The sequence below is a fragment of the Roseiarcus fermentans genome, assembly GCF_003315135.1.
Taxonomy (GTDB): domain Bacteria; phylum Pseudomonadota; class Alphaproteobacteria; order Rhizobiales; family Beijerinckiaceae; genus Roseiarcus; species Roseiarcus fermentans.
The window spans coordinates 43,109-63,330 of sequence record NZ_QNRK01000036.1; the positions used below are offsets into that span (position 1 = coordinate 43,109).

General features: G+C 67.8%; 18 protein-coding genes and 2 tRNA genes. 16 read left to right on the forward strand and 4 right to left on the reverse strand.

Features of this window, described 5'->3' with window-relative positions; genetic code table 11:
* Window positions 1-152: 152 nt before the first annotated feature.
* The 6 genes from DFR50_RS24840 to DFR50_RS24865 all read left to right on the forward strand — a co-directional run bounded on the left by DFR50_RS24840 (window position 153) and on the right by DFR50_RS24865 (window position 5,394).
* A complete protein-coding gene (locus tag DFR50_RS24840; protein WP_113891964.1) occupies window positions 153-491 on the forward strand; it encodes a co-chaperone GroES in 339 nt (112 codons plus the stop codon).
* A gap of 180 nt (window positions 492-671) precedes the next feature.
* Window positions 672-1,157 carry a hypothetical protein gene (locus DFR50_RS24845; protein ID WP_113891965.1) on the forward strand — a complete coding sequence of 162 codons (486 nt, stop codon included), beginning with the start codon at window positions 672-674 and terminating at the stop codon, window positions 1,155-1,157.
* Window positions 1,158-1,446: 289 nt separating this feature from the next.
* On the forward strand, window positions 1,447-2,091 hold the full coding sequence (locus DFR50_RS24850) for a PadR family transcriptional regulator (protein WP_245428120.1): 645 nt from the start codon (window positions 1,447-1,449) through the stop codon (window positions 2,089-2,091).
* 8 nt (window positions 2,092-2,099) lie between these two features.
* Window positions 2,100-2,870 (forward strand): siderophore-interacting protein, encoded by a 771-nt coding sequence (locus DFR50_RS24855; RefSeq protein WP_113891967.1) that lies wholly within the window; start codon window positions 2,100-2,102, stop codon window positions 2,868-2,870.
* Between the two features lie 389 nt (window positions 2,871-3,259).
* Window positions 3,260-4,639 carry a Tox-REase-5 domain-containing protein gene (locus tag DFR50_RS24860; RefSeq protein ID WP_147262909.1) on the forward strand — a complete coding sequence of 460 codons (1,380 nt, stop codon included), beginning with the start codon at window positions 3,260-3,262 and terminating at the stop codon, window positions 4,637-4,639.
* Window positions 4,639-5,394, forward strand: coding sequence for an Imm52 family immunity protein (locus tag DFR50_RS24865; RefSeq protein WP_113891969.1), 756 nt, complete (start codon window positions 4,639-4,641; stop codon window positions 5,392-5,394). The genes DFR50_RS24860 and DFR50_RS24865 overlap by 1 nt, the downstream gene beginning before the upstream one ends.
* A 92-nt stretch (window positions 5,395-5,486) precedes the next feature.
* On the opposite strand, the gene DFR50_RS24870 is transcribed toward DFR50_RS24865, so the two are convergent.
* Window positions 5,487-5,562 (reverse strand) — tRNA-Glu (locus DFR50_RS24870).
* A gap of 188 nt (window positions 5,563-5,750) precedes the next feature.
* Here DFR50_RS24870 and DFR50_RS24875 point away from each other — a divergent pair.
* The 7 genes from DFR50_RS24875 (at window position 5,751) to DFR50_RS24905 (ending at window position 12,704) form a co-directional block, all read left to right on the forward strand.
* Window positions 5,751-6,719 (forward strand): quinone oxidoreductase family protein, encoded by a 969-nt coding sequence (locus DFR50_RS24875; protein ID WP_113891970.1) that lies wholly within the window; start codon window positions 5,751-5,753, stop codon window positions 6,717-6,719.
* 184 nt (window positions 6,720-6,903) lie between these two features.
* Window positions 6,904-7,698 carry a signal peptidase I gene (gene lepB / locus DFR50_RS24880; protein ID WP_113891971.1) on the forward strand — a complete coding sequence of 265 codons (795 nt, stop codon included), beginning with the start codon at window positions 6,904-6,906 and terminating at the stop codon, window positions 7,696-7,698.
* 46 nt (window positions 7,699-7,744) lie between these two features.
* Window positions 7,745-8,434 (forward strand): ribonuclease III, encoded by a 690-nt coding sequence (rnc, locus tag DFR50_RS24885; protein WP_113891972.1) that lies wholly within the window; start codon window positions 7,745-7,747, stop codon window positions 8,432-8,434.
* Complete coding sequence (gene era, locus DFR50_RS24890; RefSeq protein ID WP_113891973.1) at window positions 8,431-9,345, forward strand: GTPase Era; 915 nt, start codon at window positions 8,431-8,433, stop codon at window positions 9,343-9,345. Before rnc ends, era begins: the two co-directional genes overlap by 4 nt.
* Window positions 9,346-9,696: 351 nt before the next feature.
* On the forward strand, window positions 9,697-10,869 hold the full coding sequence (pobA, locus tag DFR50_RS24895; protein ID WP_113891974.1) for a 4-hydroxybenzoate 3-monooxygenase: 1,173 nt from the start codon (window positions 9,697-9,699) through the stop codon (window positions 10,867-10,869).
* 34 nt (window positions 10,870-10,903) lie between these two features.
* Entirely contained in the window at window positions 10,904-11,812 is a 909-nt protein-coding gene (locus tag DFR50_RS24900) for a dioxygenase family protein (protein ID WP_113891975.1), read from the forward strand.
* Between the two features lie 196 nt (window positions 11,813-12,008).
* The gene (locus tag DFR50_RS24905) at window positions 12,009-12,704 is read left to right on the forward strand and encodes a Crp/Fnr family transcriptional regulator (protein ID WP_113891976.1); all 696 of its coding nucleotides are present in this window, start codon (window positions 12,009-12,011) and stop codon (window positions 12,702-12,704) included.
* A gap of 1,328 nt (window positions 12,705-14,032) precedes the next feature.
* Here the strand turns inward: DFR50_RS24905 and DFR50_RS24910 are convergent.
* Together DFR50_RS24910 and DFR50_RS24915 are read right to left on the reverse strand one after the other, a co-directional pair.
* A complete protein-coding gene (locus DFR50_RS24910) occupies window positions 14,033-15,601 on the reverse strand; it encodes an OpgD/OpgG family glucan biosynthesis protein (RefSeq protein WP_113891977.1) in 1,569 nt (522 codons plus the stop codon).
* A gap of 79 nt (window positions 15,602-15,680) precedes the next feature.
* Window positions 15,681-16,292: a hypothetical protein gene (locus DFR50_RS24915; RefSeq protein ID WP_113891978.1), complete on the reverse strand. Its 612-nt coding sequence runs from the start codon at window positions 16,290-16,292 to the stop codon at window positions 15,681-15,683.
* Window positions 16,293-16,478: 186 nt separating this feature from the next.
* On the opposite strand from DFR50_RS24915, the gene DFR50_RS24920 reads away from it, so the two are divergent.
* The 3 genes from DFR50_RS24920 (at window position 16,479) to DFR50_RS24930 (ending at window position 19,474) form a co-directional block, all read left to right on the forward strand.
* Window positions 16,479-16,554, forward strand: a tRNA-Phe gene (locus DFR50_RS24920).
* A gap of 248 nt (window positions 16,555-16,802) precedes the next feature.
* A complete protein-coding gene (locus DFR50_RS24925; RefSeq protein WP_170153379.1) occupies window positions 16,803-18,500 on the forward strand; it encodes a YHYH protein in 1,698 nt (565 codons plus the stop codon).
* 227 nt (window positions 18,501-18,727) lie between these two features.
* On the forward strand, window positions 18,728-19,474 hold the full coding sequence (locus DFR50_RS24930; RefSeq protein WP_113891980.1) for an SDR family oxidoreductase: 747 nt from the start codon (window positions 18,728-18,730) through the stop codon (window positions 19,472-19,474).
* Window positions 19,475-19,812: 338 nt separating this feature from the next.
* Here DFR50_RS24930 and DFR50_RS24935 read toward each other — a convergent pair whose 3' ends face one another.
* On the reverse strand, window positions 19,813-20,181 hold the full coding sequence (locus tag DFR50_RS24935) for an MAPEG family protein (protein WP_113891981.1): 369 nt from the start codon (window positions 20,179-20,181) through the stop codon (window positions 19,813-19,815).
* Window positions 20,182-20,222 lie beyond the last annotated feature (41 nt).

Below are 20,222 nucleotides of genomic sequence, written 5' to 3' on the forward strand. Positions count from 1 at the left end.
GCGCTGCTTGGCCTTTACGAGGCGCACGCAAGAGAGATTTGCCGGCGCTCCCTTGTAACGGGCGCCTACGATCGCCACTTGCATCTGGAACGCGATCGCCTCCGAGAGCCTGGCCCGCGAGCCGGCTCGGCTGGTCGACGGAGAGCGATCCCATGACATTCCGCCCGTTGTTCGACCATGTCGTGGTTCGCCGCGTGGGGGCCGCGGATCGTTCGAACGGCGCCGTCGTCGTTCCCGGCAGCGACGTGGAGGCGCTCCAGGAGGGAGAGGTCGTCGCCGTCGGACCGGGAGCACGAAGTGAAAGCGGGCGGGTTCAGCCGCCCGAGTTGAAGGCGGGGGACAGGATCGTGTTCAGCGGGCGGTCGGGGGCCAGTGGGAAGATCGACGGTCAGGACATCGTGATCATGAAACAGTCCGAGGTGATGGGCGTGTTCGACAGCGCGGCCGCCACGAAAACACAGGCGGTCTGGCCACGCGCCCGACTCGCATAGCCGGGCCGACGTCCTCGCCAGCGCGGTCACGGCGAAGGGCCTCAGACCGGCGCCGACCAGCCGACACCGATCCGAGGGTCCAGAGCCTCCGCCTTTTCTGACACACGGGGAAGGCGGCGCGCGACTTTCGATCCGATGCGGCGACAGGACTGAGAAACCGGCGGTTGCGCCGACAGACACATGGCGGATGACATGACCCACGCTGCGTTGACCCCCCTGCTCGGCCGTGAGTTCGACCCCTTCTTGTTCGCCACGATCGGCGACGAGCGGGACGGGCCGCTGGTGAGCGTCGTGTCCGCGTTCGCGCGGCTCGACCTCGACCCCTGGAAAGAAGCGGCGAGTCTCGCGCGCATGCCCGCCGACCAGGCGAAGCGGCGCCTCGGCACGCTCATCGGGTCGCTGCCGAACGGCTCAGTGACGGGGTTCTCCCCCGAGATCGTCGCCGCTCGTCTGATCGCGCTGCTGCCGCGGGCGGGAAGCGTCAATACGGCCACGGCTGCGACGTTGCGTCCCGTCGCCCCTCGTTCCCAGTTGCTGATCTTCGTCGGGCTCGGCGTTCTGGCCTTGATTCTGGTCGGCTATTTCGTCTTCGCGCGCGGCTCGAATGCGCCCGGCGGCCGCCCCGACGCGCCCGGGGCGACGAGCGAGCCCGCCCCGCGGCGTTAAGCCGCGTCGCAGGACGCGCGTCGAAGCGCCGGCGCTTCCGCGCTGACGCCGGCTCGCGCACGCTGCGACCCGGCCGTTCCGCCCGGACCTCCACGCGGACGGCGGTCGCACCCTCTTCATCGCAAGCATTGCGGTCCCCGTCGGCGCATCGCGTCGCCGCGCCTGCACGGCCTCGCCCTCAGACGGAGCCGTGTTTTGCGCAGATCGCACGAACGGGCTTGACAAAGACATTCTAAGATATATCTTTGTTATGTCTTCAATCAGAGGACGACAAGCGAAAGTGAAATGCGTGAAACATTATAACGAAATGCTATCGGCAATTCTGTCCCGCAAGGACTGGGGCGGCGCGCGCCGCCATGAGACCGCTCACCCCGAGCACAGCCTGCACGGCCGCGGCGGGCGCGGCTTCGGCCGTCCCGGCTTCGGCGGGCGCGGCGAGGGCGGTCCGGGGGAGGGTCGGGGCGAGGGTCGGGGACGACGCCGGATGTTCGAGGGCGGCGAACTGCGCCTCGTCATCCTGCTCCTGATCGAGGCCGAACCGCGCCACGGCTACGACATCATCCGCGAGATCGAGACCCGCACCGGCGGGGCCTATGCGCCGAGCCCGGGCGTGGTCTATCCGACGCTGGCGCTGCTGGAAGACGTCGGCCAGGCCGAGGCGCGCGCCTCCGAGGGGGCGAAGAAGCTCTTCGCCATCACCCCGGCCGGCGTCGCGCATCTCGATGAGAATCGCGCCGAGGCCGAGGCCGCGCTGGCGCGGCTCGACGCGCTCGCCCGTAAGGACGAGGCGATCGACACGGGGCCAGTCTTCCGCGCCATGGCCAATCTCAAGGCGGCCTTGCGGATGCGCCTCGACGGCGCGCCCGACAAGACGCTCCTGTTCGCCGTCGCCGACGAGATCGACGAGGCGGCGCGCAAGATCGAACGGCTGTGAGGCGAAGGATGACCGACCTCGCAACTGCTCGCCACGCGATCGAACGCCTGCGTCGGGAGCCCAGGCGACGGCGCCTGACGGTCGAGAGCGTCGCGGCGCTGACGCCGAAGATGCGCCGCATCGTCTTCACCGCGCCCGAGCTCGCCGATTTCGCCAGCCTCGGCGCGGACGACCACATCAAGGTGTTCGCGCCCGACCCGTCGGCGCCGCAGGGGGCCGCGATGCGCGACTACACCCCGCGCGCCTTCGACCCCGTGCGCTGCGCGCTGACGATCGACTTCGCGCTGCACGAGGCCGGCCCGGCGTCGGACTGGGCGCGCGGCGCCATGCCCGGCGATTCGCTGGAGATCGGCGGTCCGCGCGGCTCGATGGTGGTCGCGGACGACTTCGACGCCTACCTACTGGTCGGCGACGAGACGGCGCTGCCGGCGATCGGCAGACGGGTCGAGGGCCTGCGCGCGGGGGTTCCGGTGACGACGATCGTGCTGGTCGACGGCCCCGAGGAGATCCAGACCTTCGAAACCCGCGCCGACTGGCGGCCGGTCTGGCTCTTTCGCTCAGGGTCCGATCGCGACGACGCCGCGCTCCTGAGCGAAGCCCTGGCCCGATGGCCGACGCCGCCCGGCGACGGCTACGTGTGGATCGCCGCCGAGGCGCGCGCCGCCCGCGCGCTGAAAACGGCCATGCTCGAGGACCGCGGCCATCCCAAAGCCTGGCTCAAGGCCGCCGGCTACTGGGTCCGCGGCAAGGCGGGCGAGAGCGAGAAGCTCGACTCCTGAGCCTCGCCCACCCGCGCGGGGCGAAGCGGCGGCCCTCGTACGCTCGCCTGCACGCCCTGGAAGCCGCCCTGCGTCCCATCCAGCGCTGACGTCGAAAAAAGGGGGACGCTCGTCGAAGCGCTCGTTCCCTCTGTTGCGGTCAACCTCTCCGCGGCGTTCAGATCCGGTAAACAGTGTTGGCGCGCCATTCAGGACAAGAGTGCGAACTCATACGTTTATTGAAATCACGCCATGAACCACGATCGCGCAGCCGGACGCGGACTTTGTCGTCCGCTGCAGAGGGCGACCGGTCCGGCCAACGCGACGATCTCCAGGCGACAAGAGCTTGACGACAATGTTCATGATATGTTCTTATACAGACTGTTGGCGCATTTGCTTCCGGCGGTCTCATGAACCCTGTCTGGTCCATCCCGATGTTCCGCCTCGCGCCCAGACGGGTCGAGTGCGACGACAACGGACTGCGGGTGGCGGGGACACCGCTGCTCAAGCGCGGCGCGCACGGAACCTGGGCGGTGCGCGAGGAAGGCGACGTCGGCCGAGAACTGCAAAAACTCTACGGATTCCCTCTCGACGTCGGCTGCAAGCGTGGTGGCCTCGCCGTGATCGCGCGGGCGCTCAATAGCGGCGACCTCGCCCGAGCTCAGGTCGCGACCCTGCTCTTGAAGCTGCCCGATCCGCCGGCGACGGACGGCGCGGTCCCTGACGCACTGCAGAAGCGGCGGCTCGCGCACGAGCTCACCGCCTCTGGGCTGCTGAAGACGGACGACGACTGGGACGCAGAGCATCCGCGAACGGGAACCCCGCCGAACCCCGGTTGGTTCGCAACCAAGCCGGGTGCGGTCGACCCTCCGAAGGCCGACGTGAAGCCGGTCTCGCCATCGGCGGCCGCAGGCGCCGCGGTCGTTCTGCGACCCTTGACGGCGGCGGCGGAAGCGACCGCGCTGATCGCGCCCGACATCGCGCCGGCGGTTCTGGAAGCGCTCGGAACGCTGGGCGCCGCCATGGCGGGGTCGGCGTTGGCGGCGTTCGCGGCGTTCGGCGCGATCTTCGTGCCGAGCGCGAACCGGCTTCTCGAAACAGGATCGGTCCCCGGTCGCTCCGACATCTCCTATCGCTGGGATCACGACGTGGACTCGGTAACGTTCAGCGCCCTCGTCGACGGCGAATGGCGTCCCCTGACCAGCGGGACGCTGCACGGCAACGCCTTTCTCGACGAGAAAGGCAAGGCCGTCGCCGTCTCCGCGCCCGGACCGGACGGCCGCCAGACGCTGGTGACCTCGGTCGAGGTTCTCGACCGCGCCGTCGCGGAGCTGAAGTCGGGAGCGGGCAGTCCGGACGCGGCGCAGTCGCGGGAGAATCACGAGCCGAGGCTCTGCCCCGATCCGACGCCCGAGCCGAAAACGACCAAATCGGAGAACTCGATCCGCTATCAGGAATACGTCAGCGGGCTGCCCTACGGATTGGCGATTGACGTTGGAGGCGTCAGGTTCGACGGCTGCGACCCGACGACCGGAGACTTGCTGGAGGCCAAGGCGGATATCGATCACCTGTTCGATGACGATGGCGAGTTGAAAGTGTTCGTTAACTCGAAAAAGGACCCTATCATTCAAATGCAAAGCCAGATCGACGTGGCGTTTGCGACAATTCCGCCCCGACGAGTGGTCTGGCACGCGCAAACGCCAAAGGGCTTCCAAGGCCTGAGCGTGAGCGCAAGGCGCCTCGAGCGCGGAAAGGTGTTCGTCGTTTACGATCCCAACGGAGGACCTTGATGGGAAGTCCGCACCTAAGTCTGTGGTGGGAGCCGGATGACCGCTCTGAAGTTGACAACGCCCGCGGCTTGTCGCAGTTCGTCAACGGACTGCCGGCTTTCGATCCAGTCTACGAGAGCTGGCTCGAATCGCCGGAGACCCAAAACGACGTGCTGCCTGTGCCGCTGAGCGAAGCCGCGGCGACGCAGATCCTGACCGACTCGAGGACACGGGACGACCTCGGCCGCCTTATGCCGAGGCTCGGCAGCCACGTCGCAGCAGGCCACGCCGGATCTCCACCCTACGACTTCCGGGAATCGCATATCGCCGGTACGCGATGCGGCATCGGCAACTCTGCTAGGTCCGGGGCCGTCCTTCCGAATTTCCTCTTCATGCGCCTCGCGGCTTTGCGTTCGCCGACAGGGCGGCCGTGGCGAGCCTCCGAACTGAGGCCGCTGATGAAATTCGCCCGCGAGATCTGGAGACCCGGTGAGATGTGCGCACTTTTCTCGTTCAGCTCCCGCTTCCTCCCCGAGATCCCAGACCCGAGTTGGGCCGCTGGGAAGCGGACGCTCAAACCCTGGATCGGCTGGATTACCTATCTGCCGCCTCACCTCGCCGCCCGCGCCAATCATCCGGGGGACGTGGACGTCGAGACCCTCGACGACGGCGCGGCCTTGGTCACGCTGTGCGAGGAGCCATTCGACAAGACCGACGCGGAAGGCATGGCGCGCCTGCATGCGCTCGAAGCGGCGCTGCGACCGATCCAGAGCTGAAAATCGACGACGAGAGAGCCGTTCGAATTCCCAAAACGGCTTCCTCGGAGGCGGCGCTCCGGAGGCAGCGGTTCAGATCCGGTGAACAGATATGGCGCGCCCAACGGGACTCGAACCCGTGTTTTCGCCGTGAAAGGGCGACGTCCTGGACCGCTAGACGATGGGCGCTTGGGCTCGCGAAAAAGCCGTCGCTCCGTGCGGCGTTCGGAGCGTCGCGTTGCTATAGGGGCGGAGGCGGATGGGCGCAAGAGGGCGGCGAAGAGCGCGCGGAGCTTTTCCGGTTCCTCCCGGACAAGTCTTGCGCGGCGGGCGGCTCGAAGGTCATTGTGCGGCTTTGCCAGACAGCGGGGAGACGCATGCGCGCGATTCGTATCCACCAGACGGGCGGGCCCGAGGTTCTCGTGCTGGAGGAGGTCGAGCTTCCCCCGCCGGGCAAGGGCGAGGTCCGGATCCGCCACCACGCGATCGGGGTCAATTTTCTCGACACCTACCATCGCACCGGCTTCTACCCGATGCCCCTTCCCCTGACGCCGGGCGCGGAAGGCGCGGGCGAGGTGGTCGAGGTCGGGGCGGGCGTCGAGGGCTTCAAGCCCGGCGACCGCGTCGTCTACGCCGGGCCGCCCGGCGGCTACGCCGAGGAGCGCAACATTCCCGCGAGCTTCCTGCTCAAGCTGCCGCGCGAAATCGACTACGACACCGGCGCCGCGATGATGCTCAAGGGCCTCACCGCGCAGTACCTGCTGCGCCAGACCTACAAGGTCAGGGACGGCGACGTCATTCTCGTCCACGCCGCCGCCGGCGGCGTCGGCCAGATCCTGTGTCAGTGGGGCCGCGCCCTCGGCGCGCAGGTGATCGGCACGGTCGGCTCGGCGGACAAGGCCCAGATCGCCAGGAAGGCCGGCGCGCACCACACGATTCTCTACCGCGAGGAGGACTTCGCCGCCCGGGTCGGCGAGATCACCAAGGGGCAGAAATGCGCGGTCGTCTACGACGGCGTCGGCCGGGCGACCTTCCCGGCGTCGCTCGACTGCCTCAGGCCGTTCGGCGTGTTCGCGAGCTTCGGGTCGGCCTCGGGCGGGATCGAGGCCTTCGACCTCGGCCTGCTCGGGCGCAAGGGCTCGCTGTTCGCCACCCGCCCGACCCTGTTCACCTTCATGGCCGACCGGACGCGCCTCGAGAAGATGGCGCGCGACCTGTTTCGCGCCGTCTCCGCCGGCGACGTGACGATCGGGATCGGCCGCAAGCTGCCGCTCGCGCAAGCCGCCGAGGCGCATCGGGCGCTGGAGGCGCGCGAGACCACGGGGTCGATCGTGCTCGAGCCCTGACGCGCGGCGACGCGCCCCTCGAACGCCGACGACGCCGCGCGCGCCTTCGCGTCGGCGGGCTCGGTCATGATTGCGCCGCCTTCCCCGCTCATGGCGCAATGCGCGACTTGGCGCGGGATGGCCACGCCTATATAGGAAGACGTTCGGCCGCCGGCGGTCGAGAGGAAGGGCATCAGTGACCCAGATGAGCGACAAGAGCGTGAAGGCCGGCGCGACCGCGGTCAAGAAGGAAGAGGGCTGGTGGGAGACCGTCAAGGTCATCGTCGAGGCCCTGCTGATCGCGCTGGTCGTCCGCACCCTGCTGTTTCAGCCGTTCAACATTCCGTCCGGCTCGCTCGTGCCGACCCTTCTGGTCGGCGACTACCTGTTTGTGTCGAAATACGCCTACGGCTACTCGCATTTCTCGCTGCCTGGCTTCCTCGACCTCTTCCCCCAGGCGATCCCGGGACGCGTCTTCGCCTCGCAGCCCAAGCGCGGCGACATCATCGTTTTCAAGCTGCCGAGCGACGGCCAGACCGACTACATCAAGCGGCTGATCGGCCTGCCGGGCGACAAGATCCAGGTGCAGCACGGGCGGCTGATCATCAACGGCGAGATGGTCCCGCGCGAGCCGATCGCGCCCTATGCGACGGTCAACCACTTCGGCAGGCCCGAGGAGGCGCCGCGCTACCTCGAGACCCTGCCGAACGGGGTCAAGCATGAGATCATCCAGATCGACGGCGACGAGGGCACGTTCGACAACACCCGCGTCTACGAGGTGCCCCCCGGCCACTATTTCATGATGGGCGACAACCGCGACAACTCGAGCGATTCCCGGCTCGCCGGTGATCAGGGCGGCGTCGGCTACGTGCCGTTCGAGAACCTGATCGGCCGCGGCGAGCTCATCTTCTTCTCGATCGGCGACGACACGCCGGCATGGCAAGTGTGGAAGTGGCCGTGGACCGTACGTTGGGACCGCATTTTCCAGCGGGTGCATTGACGGCGCCGGCGCCGCCCGGGGCCCTGCCCCCCGGCCGGTTCGTCGCATGACCAAGCGCGCCAAGGTTGAACGCGCCGACCTCGAAGCGCGCCTCGGCTACCGCTTCCTCGACCCGGATCTGGCGACGCTCGCGCTGACCCATCTCTCCGCCCAGGCGGCCGGCGGCCGCTCGTACCAGCGGCTGGAATTCCTCGGCGACCGGGTGCTCGGCGTCGTCGTCGCCGACCGGCTCTACCGGTCGTTTCCGTCGGCGAGCGAGGGCGAATTGTCGATGCGGCTGGCCAAGCTCGTGCGGCGCGAAACCTGCGCCGCGATCGCGGCCGAGTGGGACGTCGGCCCGCATGCGCTGCTGGGCGTGGGCGAAGCGCGCGGCGGCGGGCGCAAGAAGGCGGCGATCCTGTCCGACCTGTGCGAATCGCTGATCGGCGCCGTGTTCGTCGACGGCGGCTTCGAGGCGGCGCGCGACCTGATCGAGCGGGCGTGGGGCGAACGGCTCACCGCCGACGCCGAACCCGCGCGCGACGCCAAGACCGCGCTGCAGGAATGGGCGCAAGGCCGGGCGCTCGCGGCCCCGCGCTACGAGGAGGCGGCGCGCAGCGGCCCCGCGCACGCGCCGTTGTTCGTGATGCGGGTGGCGGTGTCGGGCTACGAGCCGGAGACGGGCGAAGCCAGTTCGAAGCGCGCCGCCGAACAGGCTGCGGCGCAGGCCTTCCTCGACCGCTGGAGCACCCCATGAGCCAGACACGCTGCGGCTTCGTCGCCCTGATCGGCGCCCCCAACGCCGGCAAGTCGACGCTGATCAACGCCCTCGTCGGCGAAAAGGTGTCGATCGTCACCCGCAAGGCGCAGACCACCCGCTCGACCGTGCGCGGCGTCGCGATTCGGGGCGAGGCGCAGATCGTGTTCGTCGACACCCCGGGATTGTTCGCGCCCAAGCGCAGGCTCGACCGGGCGATGGTCGCCTCCGCCTGGGGCGCGGCGGCCGACGCCGACGCGCTCGCCCTCCTCATCGACGCCCGGAAGGAGGCGGCCTCGCAGACGCTCACCGAGGAGACGGAGGCGATCCTGGCGACGCTGAAGGACAGCCGCACGCCGAAAGTGCTGGTCCTCAACAAGATCGACCTGATGGAGCGGGCGAGGCTGCTCGAACTCTCCGCGCGGCTGAACGCGGCCCTGCCCTTCCTCGAGACCTTCATGATCGCAGCCGCGACCGGCGACGGGCTCGACCGCCTCGCCGACCATCTCGCCCTCATGCTGCCGGAAGGTCCGTGGCTCTACCCGGAGGACCAGATCGCCGAGGCGCCGATCCGCTCGCTCGCCGCCGAAATCACCCGGGAAAAGCTGTTCGAGCGGCTGCACGACGAACTGCCCTACCAGGCGACCGTCGAGACCGACTCGTGGAAGGACCAGCCCGACGGCTCGGCGCGGGTCGAACAGACCGTGTTCGTGACCCGCGAGGGTCACCGCAAGATCGTCATCGGCGAGGGCGGCCGGACGATCAAGGCGATCGGCACGGCGGCGCGCAAGGACATTTCCGAGGCCCACGGGGCGACGGTGCACCTGTTCCTGCACGTCAAGGTGCGCGAGCACTGGCAGGACGACCCTGAGCGCTACCGGGCGATGGGGCTCGACTTCCCGAAGGGATAGCCACCTCCGAGCCCCGACACGGCGCGCACGAGTTGACCCGCGCCTGTCCCCTCGACGCCTCGCCGGTCTTGTCGCAAGAGACTCGATATCCGCAGCCGCGCCAAACTCCGCTCGCCATGGCCGGTCGGGACTTGACCGTCTCTGCCGGCCACATCTGGCGCGGATTCCACTCGGCCCAGTTTCGCCGGCGCGGCGGACATTGCGTCGACGGGCCCGCCAAGGGCGCGATCCCGACGCCGATCCCGGGTCATCGAAGAGGACCGCGTCATTGCCGTCGCCGACGACGGCGCCCTGGAGGTCTTTCGGCAATGATACGGTGCGTTTCACGACGGAACGGCACGGAGGAGTTCGATGAAGGTTCAGGTTTGCATCATCGGCGGCGGCCCGTCGGGCCTGCTGCTGTCTCAATTGCTGCATCTCAAGGGCGTCGACACCGTGGTGCTCGAGCGGCACAGCCGGACCTACGTCCTCAGCCGCATTCGCGCCGGCGTGCTCGAACACGGCTTCGCCGACCTGATGCGGGAAGCCCAATGCGGCGAGCGCATGGACCGCGAAGGCGAGATTCACCACGGCTTCTTCATCGCCCACGACGGCGTGATGGATCGGGTCGATCTGCACAAGCATTCCGGCGGCAATTCCGTCGTGGTCTACGGGCAGACGGAACTGACGCGCGATCTTTACGAAGCCCGCGACCGAATGAAGGGAAAGGTCCTCCACAACGTCGAGGACGTCGCCCTTCATGACCTCACGTCGCAGACGCCTTACGTCACCTATCGCGACGGCGACGAGATCGTCAGGGTCGACTGCCAATATGTGATCGGCGCAGACGGCTTTCACGGCGTCAGCCGAAAATCCATTCCGAAAGACGTGCTGCGCGAATACGAGCGGGTCTATCCGTTCGGATGGCTGGGCGTCCTGTCGCGGACGAAGCCGGTGTCGCCGGAACTGATCTACTCCCGGCACGAGCGCGGCTTCGCGCTGTGCTCCCTGCGCTCCCAGGTCCTGAGCCGCTACTACATCCAGGTCCCGCTCGAGGACAGCGTCGAAGATTGGCCCGACGAGGCGTTCTGGGACGAGTTGCGCCGCCGCTTGCCCGATGACGTCGCAGGCCGACTGATCACGGGACCCTCGATCGAGAAGAGCATCGCGCCGCTGCGCAGCTTCGTCGCCGAGCCGATGCGCTGGGGGCGCCTGTTTCTCGCCGGCGACGCCGCGCACATCGTTCCGCCGACGGGCGCCCGCGGGCTCAACAGCGCGGCCTCCGACATCCACTACCTCTATCACGCGTTGATGGCGCATTACGAGAAGGGCGACGACGCGGGGCTCGACGCCTATTCGGGCAAGGCGCTGGCGCGGGTCTGGAAGGCGCAGCGGTTCTCCTGGTGGATGACCACGCTGTTGCACAGGTTCCCGCAGAACTCGTCCTACGAGAACAAGCTGCAGGACACGGAGCTCCAGTATCTGTTCTCGTCGGACAAGGCGCTGGCGTCTCTGGCGGAGAATTACGTCGGCCTGCCGTTCTGAGAGCGGCGTCACCGGACTTTGCGGGAGGAAAACAATGAACGAACATGGAGACGGCCAACACGGCCGCAAGCTCGCCTTCTTCACCGAGGCCGATTCGGTGGCCGTGGTCGATGCGCGCACGGCTTCGGACGCGGACCCGCGCGTGCGCGAGATCGTCGCCGTCGTGGTCAAGCATCTGCACGAAGCGGTGAAGGAATTGCGCCTGACCCCGGAGGAGTGGTTCAAGGCGATCGACTTCCTCACCCGCACCGGCCAGATGTGCAACGCTTGGCGGCAGGAATACATCCTTCTCTCGGACACGCTCGGCGTTTCGATGCTGGTCGACGCCATCCACCACGACCGGCCAGAAGGTTCGACCGAGAACACCGTGCTCGGGCCCTTTTACGTCCCCAACTCGCCACGCTACGAGAACGGGGCGAATATCAACCTCGACGGCAAGGGCGAGCCGGTGGTCGTGCGCGGGCGGGTGCTGGATCAGGACGGCGAGCCGATCGCGGGCGCGCTGCTCGAAGTCTGGCAGGCCAACGCCGACGGCTTCTACGACGTGCAGCAGAAGGGCGTGCAGCCGGACAACAACCTGCGCGCCGCCTTCACCTCGGACGCGAACGGCGCGTTCTGGTTCCGGTCGGCCAAGCCGCTCTACTATCCCATTCCCGGCGACGGCCCGGTCGGCGAGATGCTGGCGGCGCTCGGCCGTTCGATCCACCGCCCGGCTCATCTCCATTTCATGGTGTCGGCGCCGGGTTTCGACACCGTGATCACCCACATCTTCACGCCGGACTGCCCCTATCTGACGAAAGACCCGGTGTTCGGCGTTAAGGAAACGCTGATTGCCGACTTCGAGCAGGTCGACGACCCCGTCGAGGCGGAAAGGCTCGGGTTCACGGCGCCGTTCTGGTCGGTGAGCTGGGATTTCGTCATGGCGCCGAAAGCGGACGCGTGACGCCGACGGTTCTGCGGGAGACTTCTGCGCCGGCAGGGGCGCGGGGCGCCGGGCGAGCGATGGGCGCCGGAACGCGGCGCCCGATTCCCGGCCGGCTATTGACCGCCCGCGCGCCTTCGCTAAAGCGAGGCGAAATTGCCGGCCCGCGGCTCGCCCACGCCGCCGCCGGTTTCGCGGGCGATCCTCTGGAACGACCATGCTCGATCTCGCGCAGGCGCACGACGTCGTTTCGCGGCAGGGCTGGCTCAGCTTCGTGCCGTCGTCGTTCCGCCAGACGGTGCTCGCCCGCTGCAATCTGCTGGAATTCAAGGCCGCGGCGACGATCTATTCCGTCGGCGATCCGCCCGGGGGAATGTACGGGCTCGTCGATGGCGATCTGGCGCTGTCGATCGCGCCCGGCGAGCGCGGCCCCTATGTCGCGCATTTTGCGAGACCGGGCACGTGGTTCGGCGAAGCGGCGGCCTTCACCGAGCAGCCGCGCCGAATCGGCCTCGCGGTGACGCGCAAGTCGGAGGCGCTGCATCTGCCCTTGCCCGCCATCCGCGAAATCGTCGCGGTGGACCCGGGCGCCTGGCGGTTCTTCGGGCTCGCCGCGATCGCCCATTACGACGTTGCGATCGGCGCCGCCGACGACCTCCTGATCCGCGACCACGTCAAGCGCAGCGCGGCGGTGCTGCTGCGGCTCGGCGGGTGCCGCTACCATACGCCCGTCGGAGCGGTCCCGGTTGTGATCGACCTCAGCCAGGAAGATTACGCGGCGATGTGCAACCTCGCGCGAACCACCGCCGGGACCGTGCTCAGACGGTTCGAAGCCGACGGACATATCGACGTGTCCTACCGTCGGCTTCGAATCCTCGCCCCCGACGCGCTGCGGATGATGCTGCGGTCCTGACTGGACCGACCGGGCGACTGGCGACTTCGGGCGCCGTCCGTCTCTGGCGGGCCCCCATCGCCAACGACCGCGACAGGCCGTTGCTGCCGGCGATCTCCCGTCAGGCCGCCCCGGCGAAGCGCCGGGCGCCAGACGACCAACCCGGTCATTGCGAGGAGCGGCCGCCGAGCCAACGAGCCCGGAGGTTCGGCTCGCAAAGACGGCGAAGGAGCGGACGCAGGCTTGCGAGTGACGGACGCCAGCAAGACCGTCCGCCGAATCGTGAAATCTCTTGCCGTGCGAATGAGGTTCGTTCTATATTTGTTCCAAAAGGAAAGGAGCTCGCCGTCCCGCAACCGTCGCCGCGAGGGCGACCCGCGGGTCGAGGAGCCCGGTGGACGCGGAAAACGCTGCTCGCCCTGCGGCAGGGATGGCTTCGCCTTCGGCTCGCCATGACGGCGCTCCGCGAGACCAGTTCGGGGAGCCCGCTCCAACCGACCCGCAACGGACGAGGCAGGAGCGCGATGTCGGCGGAAGCGCCGCCGGCCCCGGGAGACACGATGGGAACAATGAGAACTCAATCCGTGCGCAACCTCTTGAAAAACCACAAAATGGGAGACGCGGGCTCTTGTCCTGATTTGGCGCCGTCTTGGTTTGGCGCCCGCCCGCCTGCGCCGGAATGGCCGAGGGGCGCCCTGCGGCTCAGGAACGCCCTTCCCGCGTCACAGTCCGGGGATCGCCGGCATGCCGCCGTTGACGATTGTCCCTGTCTCCAGGGACGGCGATCCAGGCCGCCTGCGAATGTCGGAGGACGGCGACGGCGCAACGTCGGGACCTTGGCCGGTTCCGTCGGGATCGCCACGTCCCCCGGATCGAGACGTCCGAGCGTCGCGCCTCGCGACGACGCGGAAATGCGCGACCGCCGTCCCGCGTGGGGAGTTGCACGCGCCCAGAACCGCCAAGGCGGCCACAGGAGCGGCGGCGGTCGCGGCCCTCAAGGGGATGGCGCCGTCCCGGGCGCCGTCCTCGAAGTTGCACGCGCCCGTAACTCCCAAGCCGGTGGCCAACAGCGCCGTCATCGCGAGCGAAGCGAAGCGATCCAGGGCCGCTGGGCCGCTGTCGCGCCCTCTGGTCGTCCAGCCGCCCTTCGTTGCGAGCAGAAGACGGAGCGATTTTTTCCGCAGGAAGCAAGCGGCGGCATGGATGGCTTCGTCGCTTTGCTCCTCGCAATGACGGGGTTGGGAGTTACACGCGCCCGGAAATCTCACCGCAACGCTATGAAAAGACTAATTCCGCGCCCGGCCCTTGGCCCGCACGTCAGCGCCGCTCCTGCCGGACTCGTCCGGTCCCTAGCCTCGCCAGGGGAAGGTCCAGGTTTCGGTCAGGGCCTTGGGGCCCGAGCGCAGGAAAACCCTCAGGTCCGTGCTCTGGCCCGAATCGACCGCGACGTCGACGCCGGCGCGGAAGCCGCGCGTGTGGGCGTTGGGGGTGAGGAAAGTGCGCAGAATCCGGCCGTTCGAGGCGGTCGCGATCGCCTCGACTTGCGACGGGTCGCTCATGTAGAAGGGAAGATCGCCGCCGGCGAAGTCGATCAGGAACCGGGTCGCGCCCGGGGGGGGCGATTCCGGCGATCCGAGCGCCCGCGGCGAGACGCGGAAGGTGGCGACCGTCCGCCCGCCGGGGCTGAGCGCCTGATCCATGGTCAGCGCGGTGATGCGGTAGCCGTAGGTCAGCGACTTGCCGGCCTCGAGCGGGTCGTTAGGCGCCCAGGCCGCGACGACGTTGTCGTTGGTTTCGTCGTTGGTGGGCAACTCGAGCAGTTCGACCTTGCCCTCGCCCCAGTTGTCGCGCGGTTCGATCCAGTAGCTCGGCCTCAGTTCGTAGGCGAGGTCGAGGTCCTGGTAGTCGCTGAAATTCCGGTCGCGCTGAAGAAGCCCGAATCCGCGCGGATCGCGATCGAGGAACGCCGACACCGAGGGCGCGAGCGGATTGCTCAGCGGTCGCCAGATCCACTCGCCGGCGCCGGTGTGCATGAGCAGCCCATCCGAGTCGTGCAGTTCGCTGCGGAAGTCGTCGGTGAAACGGCGGTCGTTCTTGCCGACGAAGAACATCGAGGAGAGCGGCGCGAGGCCGAGCGTCGGGATCGTCTTGCGGGCGAACAACGTGACGCCCGTCTCGAGATAGGTGTCCTGACCCGGCGTCAGCTCGAAACGGAAGGCGCCGGTCGCCGATTCGCCGTCGAGCAGCGCATTGATGGAGATCGTCTCCGCGTTCGGGCCCGGCGTCTCGATCCAGAACTCGCGGAAATAGGGGAACTCCTCGTTGAGTCGCCGCCCGCCGCCGATCGCGAGCCCGCGCGCCGACAGCCCGTAGCGCTGCCCGCGCCCGAGGAAGCGGAAATAGCTCGCGCCGAGAAACGCCACGACCTCGTCCCAGACATGCGGGGCGTTGATCGGAAACTTCAGGCGAAAGCCGGCGAAGCCGAGGTTGATCGGCAGGTTGGCCGAGACCTTGTTGCGCCCGTAGTCGAACAGGTTGGTCGCATAGGGAATGGGCGCCGGAATGCCGTCGCGCAGCACGTTGATGATGACCGGACGCTTGTAGAGATGGCCGAGATGGAACAGTTCGAGCCGGAAGGTGGCGTTGAGCTGCTGGCCGAGCAGGGGCTTGTCGGACTTGAAGCGGATGTCGCGCCAGGCGTCGTAATCGAGGTTCGCGAGACCGTCGGGCAGCGGAGGAATGGTCGCGTCGTAAGGGGCGGCGGCGAGGTCGCGCGCGCGCTTGACGACGTCCTGGAAGCCGAAGGGGGTCGCCGCGCCCTGCGGCGCGGCGACCCCCTGGGCGCCGGCCGGCGTCACGGGGGCGCAGGCCAGGACGGCGGCGCCAAGGACAAGCGCGCGGCGGGACAAGTCGGGCATGGGGGGAACTTCGGCGCAAGGAAAACGAGGCAGCCGCACCTAGCGCTTCGGCGGGGCGAAAGCAACAGGGCAAAAGGGCTCAATAGGGCAACGGCGCGAGAAGGGAGTTGGGGTTGTTGACCCTGACCATGCGCGCTTCCATGCCGACCGCGAAATTCGGCGCGACCTGGTAGGTGAAGCCCATGCCGACCGTGCCGACCGCCTGCACCGCTCCGGGGCCCGAGAAGACCGTGTTGACCGCGTCGAGCGGACTCGAGCCGGAGAAGGCGGTGGGTCGCGCGAAGTCGACGCCGGCGAGCAGGTAGGGCGTGAGCTGGCCCATGCGGTAGCCGACCGTGGCCTCGCCGCCGGCGTAGGCGGTTCCCGTGAACTGGGAAAAGCCGCGCGGCGTCGACCACAGGAACGGGCCATAGCCGCTCTCGGCGCGCACGCCGACCACGACGCCGTTGGCGAAGGCGTGATCGTAGCCGATATAGCCCTCGCCGCCGGCGCCGCCTTTCCCGTGTCCGCCGCTCCAGGCGGTCACCCCGGCGCCGGCGTAGAGCCCCGACCACGGGTTCCACTCCGGGGCCGCAGGCCCGGACGACAGGGCCGGATAGGTCGAGGGGGCGGTCGGGAGGTCGGCGGCGGCAGCGGCGCCGACCGTGAGGCAGCCGAGGAGAAGGGAACCGAATGACGCGGCGATACGCATGAGTTCCGAGCCGGTTGAAGAAGGGGCCGATGGCTGGTATTCCGGTCCGACTGCGGCCGATTCAAGGCGAACTGGCAGGCCCGGCCGAGCCAGGCCGGACCGACAAGAATCCGTCACGTCCGCTCTGGACAAGGCGCCGGCCGGCGCCTATAAGCCCCGCACCGTCCGTCCCGTAGGGACGCCGGCGCCCAGGTAGCTCAGTTGGTAGAGCATGCGACTGAAAATCGCAGTGTCGGTGGTTCGATTCCGCCCCTGGGCACCATCCGCCCGCCACCCCCTCACGCGCTCGCCCGGGGCCTCGCGCTGACGTCAGCGACCGCGGGGGCTCGACGGCGGCCGCGGCCGGGGGTTCCGCTCGCCGTCGAGCGGCATCCGTCGCGACATCGTCACGCGGCGGTGCGCAGCTTCGACTCCACGCCTCTCGACCCGAGAATGGACGCAGCGCGGAGGATGGCGCATCCCCTCGCCGACTGCTGCGAATTCCACTAACCAAGGCAGATGGTCAAGCCCATGAACAATGACGCTCCCCGCCCCCAAGCACGAACCCGGACCGGTCTCTTCGTCACGTCGGTCCTGGGGGCCGGACTGGCCCTGGCTCCGGCGCCGGGCGCCCTGGCCCACGAGGGGGCGACGTCCGTTCTCGCGCTCGCGGCCTGCGACAACGCCGGGCTGCTGACGCAGGAGGAGATCGAGGTGTCCGGCTCCAAGGCCGCCGCCCCGGACGGCGTCGCCGAGCTCACCGCCTCGGCGCTGTGGCGGAACGTGCTGTCGCACCTACTCGTTAGCCGCGACAAGGCCAATCCGTGCTTCGGGCACAGCGACACGAGGCTCTGGGACGCGGCCGTATCGCAGATTCCTGCCGATATCGTTGGTGTCCAGACGACCAAAGACCGCGAGAGCGCTCTGATTTATGTTGCCGGGATTCCCGACTACCTATTGGAATCGCCCCAACACTTCACCAGCTTCAAGCCCGGTAATACCTATGGGATCTTCAAGATTGACGGCAATCCGGTCGCCGATGAGCGAAAAATACACGATCTTGCGTCAAAAGGGGCGATCGGGTTCCTGGTGAACGGAATCAGTATTTTCAACTATACTGATACTTTCTCCTACAACGACAAGGGAGCCTGGTCCTACGAAGCCAACGTCGCGGAGGCGGCCATCGTCAATTCCGATGTCGCGCACGCGACGCCTTCGGACATTCCGCAGCTTCCGAAGAGCCGCGGAATCCTTCATAACCATCAGATGTCGCGCGCGCTGCTCAAGCAGCTTCAGGATCCCTACGCTCTGGGCGTGACGGACCAGTCGAAGGTCGTGGGTTTCGCAATCGACAGCATTCCCATCTATGGACCCTTGGGCTACAGCACCAAGGACGCGTCGTCGGGCGTCAAGGTGCTGAAGAGCAGCTACGCGAAGCGAAGCTGGCTGGCGGATGACAAGTTCGGCGCCGGGCATCGCAGTTCGCTCCCGGAATGGGTGGTGCTGAACTGGGATGGAAGCAACGAAGCCGGCGCCAATCTCCTGAATTTGTTCCGGAAGCCGAAATCCGACATGCTTCTCTCCGACGCCTCGACCGCCGGCGCAGTCAGCTACGCGGGAAGCGACGCCAAGTTGGCCGCTGAAATCGCCCTGCTCGAGCAGAAGACGACGTTGCTGCGTGACGACCAAGGCTTCGTCTATTGGCAGAGCGACGTCGTGTTACCCGACGGCCAGACGAAGTCGGTCAGAAACTACCTGCTGAAATCGTCCGATCTTTGGGGGCCCGATATCGGCCAGGAAGTGCTGCCCGCAACCTATCAGGTCGGCGACAAGGAGAAGTTTCTGTTCACGGCCGTCGTCGGCTCCTTTGCGGAGGATTACGAGTTCGTCGAGGGCTACGGAGACCTGGATTTCTTCAACGGCACGGACAGTTATATCCCGGCGCGAGGCGGGCATGCCTATCATTACGTCGCCACGTTCGGCGCCAGCGTGTCCGACGAGGGGCGGCTGTCGAGCGCCAGCTTTCCGTATTTTGTCGGCATTCAGTATCGAAGCAAACCCGATCCGTTCAACGAGGTCATGAATACCGCCGCACAGGTCAGCTATCTGAAGGACAATGCGGCCCGGCTGGAGACGATCTTCGATCTTGGGGTCGTTGGCCGCGACGACAAGAAGGCGCTCGAACGAGCCTCCGTCATCCAGACCTGGCGGCGGAAACTGACCGAGTAGCCCCATCGTCCTCCCGGACAGACGCCCGGGCGCGGGCCCAGCAAGATCGACGATGATCGGGATCGTCTCGGGCGTGACCAGCCGGGATCGCGGCGCGTCGGCATATCCCTGCCGCCGGAGCCGCCCAGCGCGGAGGTCGGCGCCCGAAGGTTTGAATCGGGCGGCGGGGCCGATCCTCTCAGGAAGGACCCGAGAGGCGCTCTGATCGCGCATTGTCTGAGGCCGTCATGTCCAAAGCCGTCCTGATCACCGGAGGCTCGCGCGGCATCGGCCGCGCCGTCGCGCTGCTCGCCGCCCAGCGCGGCTGGGCGGTCGGCGTCAATTACCGCGCGGACTCTCACGCCGCCGACGATGTCGTGCGGGCGATCGCGCAGTTGGGCTGCCGCGCCGTGGCGCTCAAAGGCGACGTCGCGGACGAAGCCGACGTCGCCGAGATGTTCGACGCCGCGATCCGCGCGCTCGGGCCGCTGTCGGCCGTGGTCGCCAACGCCGGCGTCGTCGCGCCAGCCGCGCGCCTGATCGACATGAGCGCCGAACGGATGCGCAGGGTGTTCGAGGTCAACGTGCTCGGGACCTTCCTCACCGCGCGGGAGGCGGCGCGGCGGATGTCCGAATCCGAAGGCGGAACGGGCGGCTCCATCGTCCTGATCTCCTCCGCCGCGTCCCGGCTCGGCTCGCCCAACCTCTATGTCGATTACGCCGCATCCAAGGGCGCAATCGACACACTGGCGCTCGGCCTGTCGAAGGAACTCGGCCCGGAGGGGATAAGGGTGAACGCGGTTCGCCCCGGTCTCGTTGAAACCGGGATTCACGCCGACAGCGGCGATCCCGAACGTGCGCGCGTTCTCGGCCGTTCGACGCCGATGGGACGCCCAGGGAGGGCCGAAGAAATCGCGGAAGCGGTCACTTGGCTCATGAGCGACGCCGCGTCCTACGTCACCGGCGCGATTCTCGATGTCGCAGGAGGACGTTAGTTCGTGAACGGCAAGGCGGACAATATCGGGGGAGGAAGACTCAACGCCGTGTCTGGACCGATCGCGACGCCCCGCTCCCGCCCAGATGCGATTCGAGGTTTTCAAGCAGCGATCCGAAAGCCAAGGGGGAACGGCGGAGGCCCCCGGATCGCTGCCTCGCGTCGCCTTTTCGCGATCGCGATGGCCATGTCTAGACCCGCTCGCCAATGCCCGCATTGATCCAGCGCAAATCAGCGCGAGAATCCGCCTCGATCTCTGACGCCGGCTCGCGACGACGCGCCACGTCGTTCGACCAAGGCCGCCCCTCTGCTTCAACTTCTGGGGAGAGGGCTTTCGTCTCACCGGAACAGCGGCGAGACGAAGATGGCGACCGCGCAGAGCTGGCCGAGGCCGAACGCCGCCGACCGCAATGGAGCGCGGCCCGCGACATAGGCCGCCATGTGTCCAAGGCGCACGAGGACATAGACGATCGCGAGGACGTCGGCCGCCCGGCTCGGTCCGCCGACCACATGCGCGACGATCACCGCGGCGGCGAACACCGGAAACGTCTCGAGCGCGTTGAGGTGGGCGCCGTAGGCGCGGATCGATCGTCCTGCGAGGTCGCGCACGTTGTAGCGCGGCTGGTTCGGATCGAGGCCCTTGACGAAGGAGAAAGCGACATAAGGCAAGGTCGCGGCGATCAGGATGCACCAGATGGCGATGGTCATTAAGGATGTCTCCAGGCTGCGACTCCGGCGCGGCCGACGGA